This is a genomic window from Pseudomonas mandelii, from assembly GCF_002251635.1.
GTDB lineage: Bacteria > Pseudomonadota > Gammaproteobacteria > Pseudomonadales > Pseudomonadaceae > Aquipseudomonas > Aquipseudomonas mandelii_B.
This window is the reverse complement of record NZ_NMOJ01000152.1, coordinates 14,302-30,404: the sequence shown is the minus strand read 5'-3', so window position 1 is coordinate 30,404 and position 16,103 is coordinate 14,302. Positions and strand designations below refer to the sequence as shown.

12 protein-coding genes are annotated in these 16,103 nt (G+C 60.8%); 3 read left to right on the top strand and 9 right to left on the bottom strand.

The window, feature by feature from the left end:
- Positions 1-2: 2 nt before the first annotated feature.
- From B7L09_RS19860 to B7L09_RS19835, 6 genes are all read right to left on the bottom strand, one after another.
- On the bottom strand, positions 3-641 hold the full coding sequence (locus B7L09_RS19860) for a sarcosine oxidase subunit gamma (protein WP_094470290.1): 639 nt from the start codon (positions 639-641) through the stop codon (positions 3-5).
- Positions 642-795: 154 nt separating this feature from the next.
- Complete coding sequence (locus B7L09_RS19855; RefSeq protein ID WP_094470289.1) at positions 796-3,813, bottom strand: sarcosine oxidase subunit alpha; 3,018 nt, start codon at positions 3,811-3,813, stop codon at positions 796-798.
- Positions 3,810-4,139 carry a sarcosine oxidase subunit delta gene (locus B7L09_RS19850; RefSeq protein ID WP_094470288.1) on the bottom strand — a complete coding sequence of 110 codons (330 nt, stop codon included), beginning with the start codon at positions 4,137-4,139 and terminating at the stop codon, positions 3,810-3,812. The genes B7L09_RS19855 and B7L09_RS19850 overlap by 4 nt, the downstream gene beginning before the upstream one ends.
- A gap of 15 nt (positions 4,140-4,154) precedes the next feature.
- Positions 4,155-5,405, bottom strand: coding sequence for a sarcosine oxidase subunit beta (locus B7L09_RS19845; RefSeq protein ID WP_010207084.1), 1,251 nt, complete (start codon positions 5,403-5,405; stop codon positions 4,155-4,157).
- A 22-nt stretch (positions 5,406-5,427) separates the two neighbouring features.
- Positions 5,428-6,681 carry a serine hydroxymethyltransferase gene (gene glyA / locus B7L09_RS19840; protein ID WP_094470287.1) on the bottom strand — a complete coding sequence of 418 codons (1,254 nt, stop codon included), beginning with the start codon at positions 6,679-6,681 and terminating at the stop codon, positions 5,428-5,430.
- A gap of 254 nt (positions 6,682-6,935) precedes the next feature.
- Entirely contained in the window at positions 6,936-7,685 is a 750-nt protein-coding gene (locus B7L09_RS19835) for a TraX family protein (protein ID WP_094470286.1), read from the bottom strand.
- Between the two features lie 133 nt (positions 7,686-7,818).
- Here B7L09_RS19835 and B7L09_RS19830 point away from each other — a divergent pair, with 133 nt between their 5' ends.
- Positions 7,819-8,859 carry a threonine aldolase family protein gene (locus tag B7L09_RS19830; protein WP_094470285.1) on the top strand — a complete coding sequence of 347 codons (1,041 nt, stop codon included), beginning with the start codon at positions 7,819-7,821 and terminating at the stop codon, positions 8,857-8,859.
- A gap of 241 nt (positions 8,860-9,100) precedes the next feature.
- Positions 9,101-9,925, top strand: a complete 825-nt coding sequence (locus tag B7L09_RS19825; RefSeq protein ID WP_094470284.1) for an SDR family oxidoreductase — start codon at positions 9,101-9,103, stop codon at positions 9,923-9,925.
- Between the two features lie 136 nt (positions 9,926-10,061).
- On the opposite strand, the gene gbcB is transcribed toward B7L09_RS19825, so the two are convergent.
- Complete coding sequence (gene gbcB / locus B7L09_RS19820; protein WP_094470283.1) at positions 10,062-11,162, bottom strand: glycine betaine monooxygenase reductase subunit; 1,101 nt, start codon at positions 11,160-11,162, stop codon at positions 10,062-10,064.
- Between the two features lie 282 nt (positions 11,163-11,444).
- Here gbcB and gbca point away from each other — a divergent pair, with 282 nt between their 5' ends.
- Positions 11,445-12,740 (top strand): glycine betaine monooxygenase oxygenase subunit, encoded by a 1,296-nt coding sequence (gene gbca / locus B7L09_RS19810; RefSeq protein ID WP_094470282.1) that lies wholly within the window; start codon positions 11,445-11,447, stop codon positions 12,738-12,740.
- Positions 12,741-12,885: 145 nt separating this feature from the next.
- On the opposite strand, the gene B7L09_RS19805 is transcribed toward gbca, so the two are convergent.
- Together B7L09_RS19805 and B7L09_RS19800 are read right to left on the bottom strand one after the other, a co-directional pair.
- Positions 12,886-14,091 (bottom strand): metallophosphoesterase family protein, encoded by a 1,206-nt coding sequence (locus tag B7L09_RS19805; RefSeq protein WP_094470281.1) that lies wholly within the window; start codon positions 14,089-14,091, stop codon positions 12,886-12,888.
- A gap of 27 nt (positions 14,092-14,118) precedes the next feature.
- A complete protein-coding gene (locus tag B7L09_RS19800) occupies positions 14,119-15,987 on the bottom strand; it encodes a c-type cytochrome (RefSeq protein WP_010467024.1) in 1,869 nt (622 codons plus the stop codon).
- Positions 15,988-16,103: the final 116 nt, after the last annotated feature.

The window sequence follows — 16,103 nt, the reverse complement described above, 5'->3', positions numbered from 1 at the left end:
GGTCATTCTNAGGCTTGAACGTTCAGGCCAAATTCGGCTGACGCATCCTGCAGCCACAACCACCAGTAATCCGAGAAGCTGCGACGAATCAGCAGTTCCCAGGTGTCTTCGGCGGTATGGCGGATCACCAGTTGCGACTTGGCGAACACCGTGCCCACCGCCTTGCCCACCGGGAAATTGTTCGGGTGCACGTCGTAGCTGGTGGACTTCATCAGCACGTCGCGCACATTCGGGCCGCTGAGTTCGAGGATCTGCTGGCCGCCGCTGACGTTGACGATCTGGATATGCAGGTCGCCCAGGGCAGCCCGCAGGTTTTGCTCGGCAGCGAACTCTTCACCGCTCGGCACAACCAGCAGCCATTCATCCGGGCCAAGCCATTGCAGGCTGGTTTCGCCTTTGACGATCACCTGCAGGGCGGCTGGAAGCTCGATGCCGAGGGCTTTGTGCACGCCGGCAGCGAAGGCCGCGTCATGGCCATCGCCACGAATCGTCAGGTGGCCGAGGAGTTTCTTTTCGCGCACGGTCACGCCGGCGTTCTTGCGGCCCTTGCCGACCAGGCTGGCGAGGTCGGCATGGTGCAGCGACGACTCGGCCTTGGCGCCGGTGGTTGGGCGTTGTTGGTACACATTGGCTGCGGTCATAAAGCACCTGTTCCTGAATTCGTATCCCTGTGGGAGCGGGCTTGCCCGCGATAGCGATGGATCAGTCACCATTGATGTTGTCTGGTCTGACGCCAGNGGAATGCATTTCAAAATGTGGGAGGGGGCTTGCCTGCGCTGCAGGCGCCTCGGTCTATCAGATGTTCTGCCGCTCGCCTTTCGGGTCAAAGAACACCGAAGACACAATTTCCGCCTCGATCACGCTGCCATCCGCTTGCGGTGAGAACACGCGCTCGCCGATGCGCTTCAATCCGCCCTTCACCACGCCCATGGCAAACGAATAGCCCAGGGAGTTGTGCAGGTAGCTGGAAGTGACGTGACCGACCATCGTCATCGGGATCGTCTGCTTGGTGTTGAACACCAGTTGCGCACCTTCCGGCAGCCATTTGGTCGGATCGATCGGCTTCAGGCCCACCAACTGTTTGCGTTGATCACGCACACAGTCTTCACGGTTCATCCCGCGCCAGCCGATCCACGAGAACGGCTTGGTGCGGCCTACACACCAACCCATGTTCAGGTCGTCCGGGGTCATCGAGCCGTCGGTGTCCTGGCCGACGATGATGAAGCCCTTCTCGGCGCGCAGTACGTGCATGGTTTCGGTGCCGTACGGCGTCAGGTTGTACTTCTTTCCGGCTTCGACAATCTGTTCCAGCACGCCCATGGCGTAGTCGGCCTGCACGTTGACTTCGTACGACAGCTCACCGGTAAACGAGATACGGAACACCCGTGCCGGCACGCCGCCGACCAAGCCTTCTTTCCAGGTCATGAACGGGAAACCGTCCTTGTCCAAGTCGATATCGGTCACTTCGCTCAGCAACTTGCGGCTGTTGGGGCCGGACAGGGTCATGGTTGCCCAGTGGTCGGTGACCGAGGTGAAGTACACCTTGAGGTCCGGCCATTCGGTCTGTTGGTAGATTTCCAGCCACTGCAGCACGCGCGCTGCGCCGCCGGTGGTGGTGGTCATCAGGAAGTGGTTGTCGGCGAGACANGCGGTGACGCCGTCGTCGAAGACCATGCCNTCTTCNTTGCACATCAGGCCGTANCGCGCCTTGCCCACGTCGAGCTTGGTCCAGGCGTTGCTGTAGATGCGGTTGAGGAATTCACGGGCATCCGGGCCCTGAATGTCGATCTTGCCGAGGGTGGACGCATCCAGCAGGCCGACGCTGTCGCGCACGGCCAGGCATTCGCGTTTCACCGCAGCGTGCAGGTCTTCACCGTTGCGCGGGAAGTACCAGGGGCGTTTCCACTGGCCGACGTCTTCAAACTCGGCGCCGTTTTTCACGTGCCAGGCTTGCAGCGCGGTGTAGCGCACCGGTTCAAAGATGTGCCCACAGTGGCGGCCCGCAACGGCGCCGAAGGTGACCGGCGTGTAGTTCGGGCGGAACATGGTGGTGCCCATCTGCGGGATGGTCACGTTCAACGAGCGCGCGGCAATCGCCAGGCCGTTGACGTTACCCAGCTTGCCCTGGTCGGTGCCAAAACCCAGCGCGGTGTAGCGTTTGACGTGCTCGACCGACTCGAAACCTTCACGGGTGGCGAGTTCGATGGCGGCAGCGGTCACGTCGTTTTGCAGGTCGACAAATTGCTTCGGCGCCCGTGCAGTGGCTTTTTCGTGAGGCACCTGGAACAGCGCCAGCGTCGGCTCTTCCAGACGGCTCAAGGCTTTTGGCAGCGTGCCTTGCACGGGCGCGAAACCGGCTTCGCTGGCTGCGCGCACGCCGCCTTCAAAACCATCCGCCAGGGAATCGCCAAGGCCGTANACGCCGTTGATACCACCGACGCANACGCGTTTCTGNGGTGCCTCGCCCGGTACGAAACCAAGGATGTCTTCCCGCCAGGTCGGCTTGCCGCCCAAGTGCGAGGCCAGGTGAACCACCGGGCTGTAACCGCCGGAGCTGGCGATCAAATCGCAATCAAGCCACTCGCCAGGGCTGGTCACCGCGTGTGCTTTGACATCGATCGCGGCAACGCGAGCGGCGGTCACGTGCTTGCTGCCACGGGCCTCGATCACGGCACTGCCGGTNAGGATGCGAATGCCTTTGGCACGGGCNTCTTCCACCAGCGCACCACGCGGGTTGCTGCGGGCGTCAGCGATGGCCACCACCTGCAGGCTGGCGTCGAGCCAATCCAGGGCCACGCGGTACGCGTGATCGTTGTTGGTCGACAGCACCAGTTTTTTGCCGGGTGCCACGCCATAGCGGCGCACGTAAGTGGAGACTGCGCCGGCGAGCATGTTGCCCGGCACGTCGTTGTTGCCGTACACCAGCGGGCGCTCGCACGCACCGGTCGCCAGCACCACACGCTTGGCGCGCACACGGTGGATACGCTGACGCACCACACCAATCGGCGCGCGGTCACCGAGGTGGTCGGTGAGGCGTTCGTGAATGGTCAGGAAGTTATGGTCGTGGTAACCGTTGACGGTGGCGCGAGGCAACAGCAGCACGTCCGGCAGGGAGTTGAGCTCAGCGATGACGCTGGCGACCCANTCGGTGGCCGGTTTGCCGTCGAGGCTTTCGCGGGAATCGAGCAGACTGCCGCCGAACTCTTCCTGCTCGTCCGCGATGATCACTCGCGCGCCGCTACGGGCAGCCGCCAGTGCTGCAGCCAGGCCGGCAGGGCCGGCGCCGACAATCAGCACGTCGCAGTGNTGGTTCATGTAGTCGTAGGTGTCCGGGTCGTTCTCGGTCGGCGAGCGACCAAGGCCTGCGGCCTTGCGGATGTACTTCTCGTAGGTCATCCAGAACGATTGCGGGTACATGAAGGTTTTGTAGTAGAAGCCCGGCGGCATCAGCTTGCCGCCGACCTTGCCGAGAATACCCATCATGTCGTTGTTCACGCTTGGCCAGCCATTGGTGCTGGTGGCGACAAGGCCTTGGTACAGCGCCTGTTGCGTGGCGCGCACGTTGGGAATCTGGGTGGCTTCGGTGGCGCCGATCTGCAGCACCGCGTTCGGCTCTTCGGCGCCGGCGGCAAAGATGCCGCGTGGGCGCGAGTATTTGAAGCTGCGACCGATGATGTCGACGCCGTTGGCCAGCAGGGCAGCGGCCAGGGTGTCGCCTTCAAAGCCTTTGTAGCTTTGGCCGTTGAAGGTAAACGTCAGGACTTTATTACGGTCGATGCGGCCACCGTTGGACAGGCGATTGATCTGGCTCATACCTTCTCTCCCAGAGCCGTCGTAGCCGCTTTCGAGCTATCGGTCTTGTCGGTGAATTGTGGCTTGGTGCCGATCTTGTAGGTTTCAAGAATTTCGTAGGTCACGGTGTCGCGCGTGGCGTTGAAATACTGGCGGCAACCGGCGGCGTGAATCCACAGCTCGTGGTGCAGGCCACGCGGGTTATCGCGAAAGAACATGTAGTCGCCCCACTGTTCGTCGGTGCAGGCGTTCGGGTCCAGCGGNCGCGGGATGTGCGCTTGGCCGGACGCGTGGAATTCCTCTTCGGAGCGCANNTCGCCACAGTGAGGACAGAAGATATGCAACATAGGGGATTTCTCCTGTTAGTGGGCGACGGCCGCAGCGCCGTGTTCATCGATCAACGCACCGTTGTGGAAACGGTCGATGGAGAAAGGTGCAGCCAACGGGTGCATTTCACCCTTGGCGAGGCTGGCGGCAAACACGTTGCCTGAGCCCGGCGTGGCCTTGAAGCCACCGGTGCCCCAACCGCAGTTGAAGAACATGTTCGGCACCGGGGTTTTGGAGATGATCGGGCAGGCGTCCGGCGTGGTGTCGACGATGCCGCCCCACTGACGGTTCATGCGCACACGCGACAGCACTGGGAACATCTCGACGATGGCCTGGATGGTGTGTTCGATCACCGGGTACGAGCCGCGCTGGCCGTAGCCGTTGTAGCCGTCGATACCGGCGCCAATCACCAGGTCGCCCTTGTCGGACTGGCTGATGTAGCCGTGCACGGCGTTGGACATGATCACGCTGTCGATAATCGGCTTGATCGGCTCCGACACCAGGGCTTGCAGCGGGTGGGATTCAATCGGCAAGCGGAAGCCCGCCAGCGAAGCCATGTGCCCGGAGTTACCGGCCGTCACCACACCGACGCGCTTGGCGCCGATAAAGCCTTTATTGGTTTCCACGCCGATGCACACGCCGTTTTCCTTGCGGAAACCGATCACTTCGGTCTGCTGGATCAAGTCCACACCGAGTGCGTCAGCAGCGCGGGCAAAGCCCCAGGCCACGGCATCGTGACGGGCCACGCCGCCGCGCCGTTGCACGGTGGCGCCGAGTACCGGGTAGCGGGTGTTTTTTGAGCAGTCGAGGTACGGGATCTCATCGGCGACTTGTTTGGCGTTGAGCAGTTCGCCGTCCACGCCGTTGAGGCGGTTGGCGCTGACGCGGCGCTCGGAATCACGAATGTCTTGCAGGGTGTGGCACAGGTTATAGACGCCACGCTGGGAAAACATCACGTTGTAGTTCAGGTCCTGGGACAGGCCTTCCCATAGTTTCATCGCGTGTTCGTAAAGGTGCGCAGACTCGTCCCAGAGGTAGTTGGAACGCACGATGGTGGTGTTGCGCGCGGTGTTACCGCCGCCCAGCCAGCCTTTTTCGACCACGGCCACGTTGGTGATGCCGTGCTCTTTGGCCAGGTAATAGGCGGTCGCCAGACCATGCCCGCCGCCGCCGACGATGACCACGTCGTAGACCTTTTTAGGGGTCGGCGTGCGCCACATCTTCTGCCAGTTTTCGTGGTGGCTGAGTGAGTGCTTGAAGAGGCCGAAGCCCGAGTAGCGTTGCATAGTCATTACTCCAAAACCGCGCTCAGCGATAAACCGGGAAATCAGCGCACAGGGCAGACACGTGCTTGGCCACGTTGGCCTCGACATCGGCGTCGCCGAGGTTGTCGAGGATGTCGCAGATCCAGCCGGCCAACTCGATGCACTGCGGTACTTTGAAGCCACGTGTGGTCACCGCCGGGGTGCCGATACGCAGGCCCGAGGTCACGAACGGCGACTGCGGGTCATTCGGCACGGCGTTCTTGTTGACGGTGATGTGGGCGCGACCGAGGGCAGCGTCCGCCTCTTTGCCGGTGAGGCCCTGGCGAATCAGGCTGACCAGGAACAGGTGGTTATCGGTACCGCCGGAGACAACATCGTAGCCACGTTTGATAAACACGCCGGCCATGGCCTGGGCGTTGTCGATCACTTGTTGCTGGTACACCTTGAAACCTGGCTCCGCCGCTTCCTTGAAGCACACCGCCTTGCCGGCGATGACATGCATCAGCGGGCCGCCCTGAGCGCCTGGGAACACCGCAGAGTTGAGTTTCTTTTCAATTTCTTCGTTGGCCTTGGCCAGGATCAAACCGCCACGTGGACCGCGCAGGGTCTTGTGGGTGGTGGTGGTGACCACGTCGGCGTAAGGCAGCGGGTTCGGGTACAAACCAGCGGCCACCAGGCCGGCGACGTGGGCCATGTCGACGAACAGCAGCGCACCGACCTTGTCGGCGATCTGACGGAAACGCGGGAAGTCGAGGGTCTTGGAGTAAGCCGAGAAGCCGGCAACGATCATCTTCGGCTTGCACTCGACGGCCAGGCGCTCGACTTCGTCGTAGTCGATCAGGCCGGTGTCGGTGTTGATGCCGTATTGCACCGCGTTGTACAGCTTGCCCGACGACGACACTTTGGCGCCGTGGGTCAGGTGGCCGCCGTGGGCCAGGCTCATGCCGAGGATGGTGTCGCCAGCATTGATCAGGGCCAGATACACAGCGCTGTTGGCCGAAGAGCCGGAGTGCGGCTGGACGTTGGCGTAGTCGGCACCGAACAGTTGCTTGGCGCGTTCGATGGCCAGGGCTTCAACCTTGTCCACGTGCTCGCAGCCACCGTAGTAGCGCTTGCCCGGGTAACCTTCGGCGTATTTGTTGGTGAGGCCGCTGCCTTGCGCTTCCATCACACGTTTGCTGGTGTAGTTCTCTGACGCGATCAGCTCGATATGATCTTCCTGACGCTGCTCCTCGGCATTCATCGCCGCCAGCAGTGCGTCGTCATATCCCTGGATCTGGTCTTGCTTGCTGAACATCGCGTCTCTCCCAGCGGCATCTATGCGCCATTCGTCTCGGTAAGGCACCGGTGTTTCGACAGTGCCCTTTGATGCGATGGTATGACCGGCGCAGACAGGCCAAATGCCTACGGACGCCACGCAAAGGTGCGTTTACGACATGGGGAGAAATGGCTGACCGGACACAACCTTCGAACCCGCCAGGATCCCCTGTGGGAGCGAGCTTGCTCGCGATAGCGGTGGGTCAGGCAACATCAATATTGGCTGTGCCGGCCTCATCGCGAGCAAGCTCGCTCCCACAGGGGATCCTGGCGGGTTCGAAGGTTGTGTCCGAGTAGCAGCAGAAAATGCGCGGGATAGAGCGCATACGCCCAGCGTCGCATCGGCGGTGGCTGCATGCCCTTTGCATATCGCAACAAGAGCAGCCCCAGCAATGGCGCAATCAGACAAGCGGCAATGCCGAGGACGGCTGCACGGTTACCGATCTGCGCGGAGTAAAACAGCACATCCCATTGATTCGCCGCCAGGCACACCAGCCCCGGCAACAGGCTGAAATACCAGGGCCGCCCGATCACCAGCAACATCGCCAGCGGCAGCAGGACGCCGAAGAAACCAAACATCAACCACTGCGGGCACAGCGCCGCCAGCACCAGGGCGCCGACCGCCATCAGTCGCGATTGCAGGCTTCGGTCCTGCCAGCCACGGGCCACCAGCAACCCCAGCGCCAACGTAGGCAAGACGTTCAAAGTGTCGGGATCAGGAATAAACATCCGATACGGAATTTCACTGAGGGCGCTAAACAACAGCAACCAGCCCAGGTATCGCCACGGGCCGTCGGTCGTCACTGTCCGGGGGCGTGACAGGTTGACCGCCATCGCCAGGCAGAACCACGGAAACGCCAGACGTCCCGGCACATACAGCAGATCAGCGGAGTAACCGACATATCGCAGGTGATCGAGCACCATGCTCAATAGCGCCAGCCACTTGAGCAGATCCAGTGCCCCATCCCTTTGCGTCATGTGCATAATTGCCCGTCGTCTTTGTATTTTTCTGTCCGACACAGCGCGTGTGCTCACCGGATGATCTTCGGTACAGTGCGCACCATCATTGACCACGAGGCGCTTCACCATAAGCGTCTCGACCACGGAAAGCAGGGCCATGACCGATAAGAGCCAACAATTCGCCAGCGACAACTATTCCGGCATCTGCCCGGAAGCCTGGGCCGCCATGGAACAGGCCAACCACGGCCACCAACGCGCTTACGGCGACGATGAATGGACCGCTCGCGCGTCCGATGATTTCCGCAAACTGTTCGAAACCGACTGCGAGGTATTCTTCGCNTTCAACGGCACAGCGGCCAACTCGCTGGCCCTGTCGTCGCTGTGCCAGAGTTACCACAGCGTGATCTGCTCGGAAACCGCCCACGTTGAAACCGACGAATGCGGCGCGCCGGAGTTTTTCTCCAATGGTTCCAAGCTCCTTACCGCTCGCACCGAAAACGGCAAGCTGACCCCGGAATCGATCCGCGAAATCGCCCTCAAGCGCCAGGACATCCACTACCCCAAGCCCCGCGTGGTGACCCTGACCCAGGCCACTGAAGTCGGCAGTGTGTACACCCCGGAAGAAATCCGCGCGATCAGCGTCACCTGCAAGGAACTGGGCCTGAACCTGCACATGGACGGCGCGCGCTTCGCCAATGCCTGCGCGTTCCTCGGTTGCTCCCCGGCCGACCTGACCTGGAAAGCCGGTGTGGACGTGCTGTGCTTTGGCGGTACGAAAAACGGCATGGCGGTGGGTGAAGCGATCCTGTTCTTCAACCATAAGCTGGCCGAAGACTTCGATTACCGCTGCAAACAGGCCGGCCAGCTGGCGTCGAAAATGCGCTTCCTCTCGGCACCCTGGGTGGGCCTGCTGGAAAACGACGCCTGGCTCAAATATGCCAAACACGCCAACCATTGCGCGCAACTGCTGGCGGAACTGGTNAGCGATATTCCCGGCGTGGAATTGATGTTCCCGGTGCAGGCCAACGGCGTGTTCCTGCAACTCTCGGAAGCGGCCATCGAAGCCTTGACGGCCAAGGGCTGGCGCTTCTACACCTTCATCGGCAAAGGTGGCGCACGGTTCATGTGTGCGTGGGATACCGAGGAAGAGCGTGTAAGAGAATTAGCCGCGGATATTCGCCAAGTGATGGGCGCCTAAGCGCGACGAATACTGGCGGATTGCCGAGACTGTTATCTGGTGTTTCCGACAGCATACGACTGCATTTTCATCGACTAGCCTCTTTCCGCCTGATCCCTTCGAGCAACAACCCGATTTCCTGTGGCGAGGGAGCTTGCTCCCTCGCCACAAAAGCTCACTCACCACTCACCACAGCGTCTTGGTCTACATTGTCCTGCGAACCACTCGATTCGCTCAGACAATAACAATCAGGAGCTTACGCATGTCATTACAAGGCAAAACCCTGTTCATCACCGGCGCCAGCCGTGGCATCGGCCGCGAGATCGCGCTGCGGGCCGCGCGGGACGGGGCCAATATTGTAATTGCCGCCAAAAGCGCCGAGCCCCATCCCAAGCTGCCGGGGACGATTTTCAGTGTGGCCGAGGAAGTTGAAGCCGCAGGCGGCAAGGCCCTGGCTTTACAGGTGGATGTACGCGATGAGGTCGCGGTGCGTAACGCCTTGGCCCAGGCCAACGAACATTTCGGCGCTATCGATGCGCTGATCAACAATGCCGGGGCGATCAAGTTGACCGGGGTGCAACACATCGAACTCAAGCGCTTCGACCTGATGCACCAGATCAACACCCGCGCCGTGCTCCTATGCAGCCAGGCCGCGCTGCCTTACCTGAAAAAGAGCAGCGGCCACATCCTCAACCTGTCGCCGCCGTTGAATCTGGCGACCCAGTGGTTCGCACAATACAGCCCCTACACCGTGACCAAGTACGGCATGAGCATGCTGACGATGGGCATGAGCGAGGAGTTCAAGAACTACGGGATCAGCGTCAACTCGTTGTGGCCGCAGACGATGATTGCCACCGCCGCCATCGAATTTCAGCTCGGCTCGCGGGAATCCTTCAAACACGCACGAACGCCAGCGATCATGGCGGATGCCGCCCACGTCATTCTGGACAGCAGCGGTCGCAGCATTACCGGGCGGTTGCTGATTGATGAGGACATCCTGCGGGAAAACGGTGTGACCGAGTTCGAGCATTACCGCTTCGAACCCGGCACCAACGACAAGCTGATGCCAGACCTGTTTGTCGACTGAAAACACCGAACNCGACTGAAAACACCGAACCTGTGGGAGCGGGCTTGCTCGCGAAAGCGGTGTGCCATTCAACGGTGATGTTGACTGAGCCACTGCTTTCGCGAGCAAGCCCGCTCCCACAAGGAATGGGTGCTACTTAGAATTCAATGCGCACGTCGCCCTTCGGCACGCTGCAGCACGACAGGATGTAGCCTTCGGCTTCGTCTTCCTCGGTAATCCCGCCGTTGTGGTCCATCTCGACCTCACCGCCCAGCTTCATCACCTTGCACGTCCCGCANATGCCCATGCCGCAGGCCTTCGGAATCAGCAAGCCGAGCTTGGCAGCCGCCGCATGCACGGTTTCGCCTGGGGCCACGCGAATGCTCTTGCCGGACGAGATAAATTCGACTTGATGCAGGTCCGCCAGATCGACTTCCGGCGCGTCCGCAGCAATTTCGGCCTGTTCCACCGCATCGGCGCGGGCTTCCGGCGGCGTGGCACCAAAGGACTCCTCGTGATAACGCGACATGTCGAAGCCGACCGCTTCGAGCATGCGCTTGACCGCGTTCATGTACGGCGTCGGGCCGCAGCAGAACACCTCGCGCTCCATGAAGTCCGGGGACATCAGTTCGAGCATCTTATGATTCAAGTAACCGCGATAACCCGCCCACGGCTCACCCAGACCGTGCTTCTCGCAGATCAGGTGCAGGCTGAAGTTGTCGATCCGCGACGCCATGTGCTCCAGCTCGCGGTGGTAGATGATGTCTTTGGGCGAGCGGGCACTGTGAACAAAGGTCATGTCGACATTGGCGTTGGTGTCGTAGAACCAACGGGCCATGGACATCACCGGCGTGATGCCGACGCCACCGCTGAGGTACAACACTTTCGGGCTCGGGAAGTCGATGGCATTGAACAGCCCGACCGGCCCGTGCACCGCCAACTCCTGACCTTCATGCAGCGTGTCGTGCAACCAGTTGGAGACACGCCCGCCCGGCACGCGCTTGATCGTCACCGAGAAGCTGTAAGGCACCGACGGTGAACTGGAAATGGTGTAGGAGCGCATGATCGGCTGGCCTTCGATTTCCAGCTCCAGGGTGACGAATTGCCCAGGCTTGAAGAAGAACAGGATCGGCTGGTCGGCCATGAAGCAGAACGTGCGCACGTCCCAGGTTTCCTGGATGACTTTGACGCAACGGACGATGTGCCGACCATTGGCCCAGGTCTGGGTCGTTACCGGATTCAGGAAGTTGTTGGACATGCTGTTCTCCACCGCCGATATTCGGCCTTATGGTGGCGATTCTGCGTAACGCGAGAACCACCCATTTACCTATCTGCGACATTCACATACTTATCGCGACCAGCCCCCATACCACGGGGCTTGCGCGTCGGGATCAGAGTGGGCCATGTCGCTCATGGATAAGGTTCTGGTATTCACCGGCCCCACACTCGCTCCCAACAAAGACGCTTTCTTTACGCCTTGCACTGCAATAACCGTAGCCACTTTCGCCGGCCACACAGAATGGCCATGAGGACACACACGATGGACGTCACCGCAACCTTAAGCTTGGGCGATCCGCTGGAACCCGCACGCAAGGCCACCGCGCAAATGCTGCAAGAGCGTGAGCGCACCTTTTCGCTGCCGCAGCCGTTTTACTCTGATGAGCGGTTGTTTGATATCGACATGCAGGAGATCTTCCAGAAAGAGTGGTTGATCGCCGGCATGACCTGCGAGATCCCCACCAAGGGCAACTACCTGACCCTGCAAGTGGGCAAGAACCCGATCATCGTGATCCGTGGCGTCGAAGGCGTGGTGCATGCGTTCCACAACGTGTGCCGCCACCGTGGCTCGCGCTTGTGCACCAGCGAAAAAGGCAAGGTCGCCAAACTGGTCTGCCACTACCACCAGTGGACCTACGAGCTGGACGGCCGTCTGTTGTTCGCCGGTACCGAGATGGGCGCCGACTTCGACATGAAGCAGTACGGCCTCAAACCGGTGAACGTGAAGACCGCCGGCGGCTATATCTTCATCAGCCTGGCAGAGAATCCACCGGCTATTGATGACTTCCTGTCGACGCTGAACCATTACATGGAACCGTACGACATGGAGAACACCAAGGTGGCGATTACCACCACCTTGTTTGAAAAAGCCAACTGGAAGCTGGTGCTGGAAAACAACCGCGAGTGCTACCACTGCAACGCGTCGCACCCGGAACTGCTGAAAACCCTGCTGGAATGGGACGACGTTACCGACCCGCGCGCCGACCAGGCCTTCAAGGACCACGTCGCCGCTTCGGCCGCTGCCTGGGACGCCGAGAAAATCCCTTACGCCCACGCCAGCTTCGGCCTGCGTAACCGTATCGTGCGCATGCCGCTGCTCAAGGGCACCGTGTCGATGACCCTCGACGGCAAGCAAGGCTGCAAGAAGTTGATGGGCCGCATCAAGAACCCGGACCTGGGCTCGATGCGCATCCTGCACCTGCCGCATTCGTGGAACCACTGCATGGGCGACCACATCATCGTGTTCACCGTGTGGCCGATCAGTGCCCAGGAAACCATGGTCACCACCAAGTGGATCGTGCACAAGGACGCCGTGGAAGGCGTGGACTACGACGTGGACCGCATGCGCCAGGTCTGGGACGCCACCAACGATCAGGACCGTCGCCTGGCCGAAGAGAACCAGCGTGGGATCAACTCCACCGCTTACCAACCAGGGCCGTACTCCAAGACGTATGAGTTCGGCGTGGTGAACTTTGTGGATTGGTACAGCGAGCGGTTGCTGAACAACCTCGGGGCCGAGCCTGCGCCTTACCTCAAAGGCGTCCCGGTACAGGGCTAACAGCAAAAGCATCGCGGGCAAGCCCGCCCCCACAAGGATCGGCGGCGTACACAACATTTGTGAACACCCCAATCACTGTGGGAGCGGGCTTGGCCGCGATTGCGTTCTCCAAGACACCGCATCCCTTACTGCAAAACTCCCCTCATCACGTCTCTTCGATGTGCTCCCCCACCAACCGCACCTTCACATACCCATTCAACACCCGATCCGGGTACGCCTCATCCCGCGCATTCTCGGTTTCCGACCACAACACTCGCGTATGCCCGTCCAGCTCGCTGGCATTGCCATACGGAATCGCCCCATGCCCGGCGCAACGCGCATGCAGTCCACCCTGGGCCGCATAGCAAATGCCATTGTGCAAATGCCCCCAATACCAGTAATCAGGCTCCCGCCCCAGCGCATCACAGACCGGCTGATACAACGCCGTCTTGTTGTGCCCGGAAATATCGAACCCCTGATGGTGACTGAGCACCATGATCTTCTTGCGCTGGGGCAGTTCTTTCATCCAGGCGATCTGCTCCTTGTTCAGCGTGCCGTCCATGTACAGATTGATGGCGTCTGACGCATAGGCCGTGTCGAGCCCGACCACCAGCCAATCGTCGTTGTACAACGCGAAATAACTGGTGCCCTGCTGCGCCGGAAAACGCTTGGCCAGTTCCTTGAAATAACCGTGGGCGCCGCTGTACATCTCGTGATTGGAGTTGAGGGTGAATGAGCCGTGCTTGCCCATGGGCCAGCCGACCATGTCGACGTCTTCCTGGGAATGGGTGCCGGCGTAATACACATCCCCCAGGTGAATAGTGAAATCGGCCTGAGCCAGTTGCATCTGGTTGGCCACCGCCACCGCCGGGGCGTGGCTGTCGAACGGACCGGTGCCCCAGTCGCCGGCGATCGCCAGCACCACGTCACTGTCCATCTTCATCAATGCCGGGTTAGTGGCGAACGGCGCGTGATGGCGCAGGTTTTCGATCCACTTGAGCAGCGCTTCGCTCCACAACAGATCCAGCAGTTCCCACTTGCGACAGCCCAGCAGACTGCCGTCCTTGAGCACCCGGGTCTGCAACTGGTCGACCGATTGCGGCAAAGGCGTGGCGTTGCCGATGTGCAGGATCGACAAACCGTGGGACAACTCCCACGGCACGCTCGGCTGATCGGCCGGCAGATCGCCGTGTTTGAGCACGTATTGCGCCTGATCGTGGCCACGCTGCAACAGGGCGACGATGGCCTGGAACTCCTCGGGCTCAAGCTCGCTGATGAGCTTTTTCCAGGACATTTCCAATCGCGTGAACAGCCCATGCACGCGAACTTTGACCTTGTCGTATTCATGTTCCCAATGAGTAACTGATGACATGTTGGCATTCCTCCATCCGTAGTGGGATCACAGGGTTTTCATGAACTCGATGAGCGCCCGTTTATCGATGTCCGACAGTTGCGTGCCGTACAGGTGGCCGCTGTTGTGGTTGCCCTCCAGGCGCGTGTCGTATTTGAAGTCCGCCGAGGCCTTGGCCTGCGCCCCGCTCGTGACGAAGCCGACCTTTTCCTGGTCGTACACATCGGAGCCGGTGTAGAACACCGACGGCCGCTGTTCCGGCGTCTGCAGCAAATCCCACAACGTGGGCACCGAACCGTTATGCAGGTAGGGCGCCCGCAGCCAGACACCATCGGTCGGCGTGTTGCTGTAGCTCTGGGTCTTGCGATAGGCGTTGAAGTCGAATGGCGGTTTCTTGAAGGTGTGGAAGGCCTCCACCAACCCCGTGGTGAACGAGTTCAGGCGATGGGGATCGGTGCCCAGTTCGTCGATGCGGGTGGTGACCTGGCCGGTGTCGGTGCGACCGAAGTCGTGACAGCCGGCGCAGTTCTGATCCCAGACCGGTTTGCCCTGGGCGACCTTGGCCTGGTCCAGCGCGAACGGCCAGACGGGCGGCTTGGTGCCGAGCAGCCAGTTGGTCACGCGGTTGAAGCTTTCCGGCAGCACCGATTCCGGCGTCGCACCCACGGCCATTGCCGCTGCGTAGTTGCGCTCGTGGATGTCGTTGTTGTTGCCGTCCCAGTGCAGGTACAGCGACTCCCGGGGTTTCTGGTTCCACACTTGCGGCAGGTCGACGGTGCCGATGGTCGAGTCATCCGGGAAGCCGAACACCACCATTTTCGTCGGGTTAAAGGTGTCGGTGCGCCCCGGTCCCTGTTGCGGGCGCAGCTTCTGCCAGGCGTAGGCCTGTTTCTGTTTGAGCAACGCGCTCTTGGCCATCGGAATGATCAGGTAGCGGTTGTACAAGCGCTCGAAAAACCCGAGTTGGAACTTGCCGTTGATCGCAGTCATCACCGCGTCGGTGGTGAATGTCGGATCGCTGGCGCAATCGTAGGCGAACCACTGAAAGGCTTGCAGTTGAAGGGTGTTGGCCGGGGCGGTGGCCACCGAGGTGGCAACGTCGCTGGCATTCGCCCGGTAGGAACCGGTGTGACACAGGGCGCAGTTCGGCTCCACGGTCGGGTAGCCGATTTGCCGCTTGGCCATGCCGATGGGCAGGTCCTTGCCGTTCTCAAAGAGGAAACCGAAGACTTCATAGCCGCCGGGTCTGGGCAGTTTCTCGGGGCACATCTGCGGCAGCACGGCGAACAGGTAATACGGGATGCGTGCTTCAATGCCCAAGCCGATGGCGGCGTACTTGTAGTGGTCTTCGTCGGAGGCGTACTTCTCGGCGGGCACCACCCGCAGCATCTGGTACCAAGTCTCGTAACCGATAAATTCCAGCACCAGGACCACGATCAGCGTGCCGACCTTGAAACTGTGCCGCTGCCAGCGCAGCGCCCAGCCTGCACGCCATTCCCGCCAGCCGTCACAGAGCAACGCCAACGGACGATTGGCCGGCGTGCTGCCCAGGTACAGCAGGATGCCGAGGATCAGGAACATGCTCAGATCGCCCATCAGCATCGGCACGAACACTGATGCCTGGCTGCTGGTGTTGATCAGGTAGATCCAGAACGCCACGGCGATCAGTCGCGACAACACACATAACCAGGAATGCACCACAAACCGCGGTGCATTGAAGCCCGACGGCATGTAGAACACGCTGATACCCACCAGCAGCATGCCAGCGTTTTCAAGCCATGGATCGGAGAGTTGCGGTGGCAGGCCGAGCATCGAGGTCAGCAGCGCCGGAGCGAACAGCGCCGGGATCGCGAAGACCATGTTCATCACGATGCCTAGCCAGATGAAGCGTTGGAACCAGCGGATGTAACTGTCCATATCATCGTAAACCCTCTAAAGAACACCGCAAAACTACTGTAGGAGCGAGCCTGCTCGCGAAAGCGGCGTATCAGTCACTAATGATGTTGACTGAACCACCGCATTCGCGAGCAGGC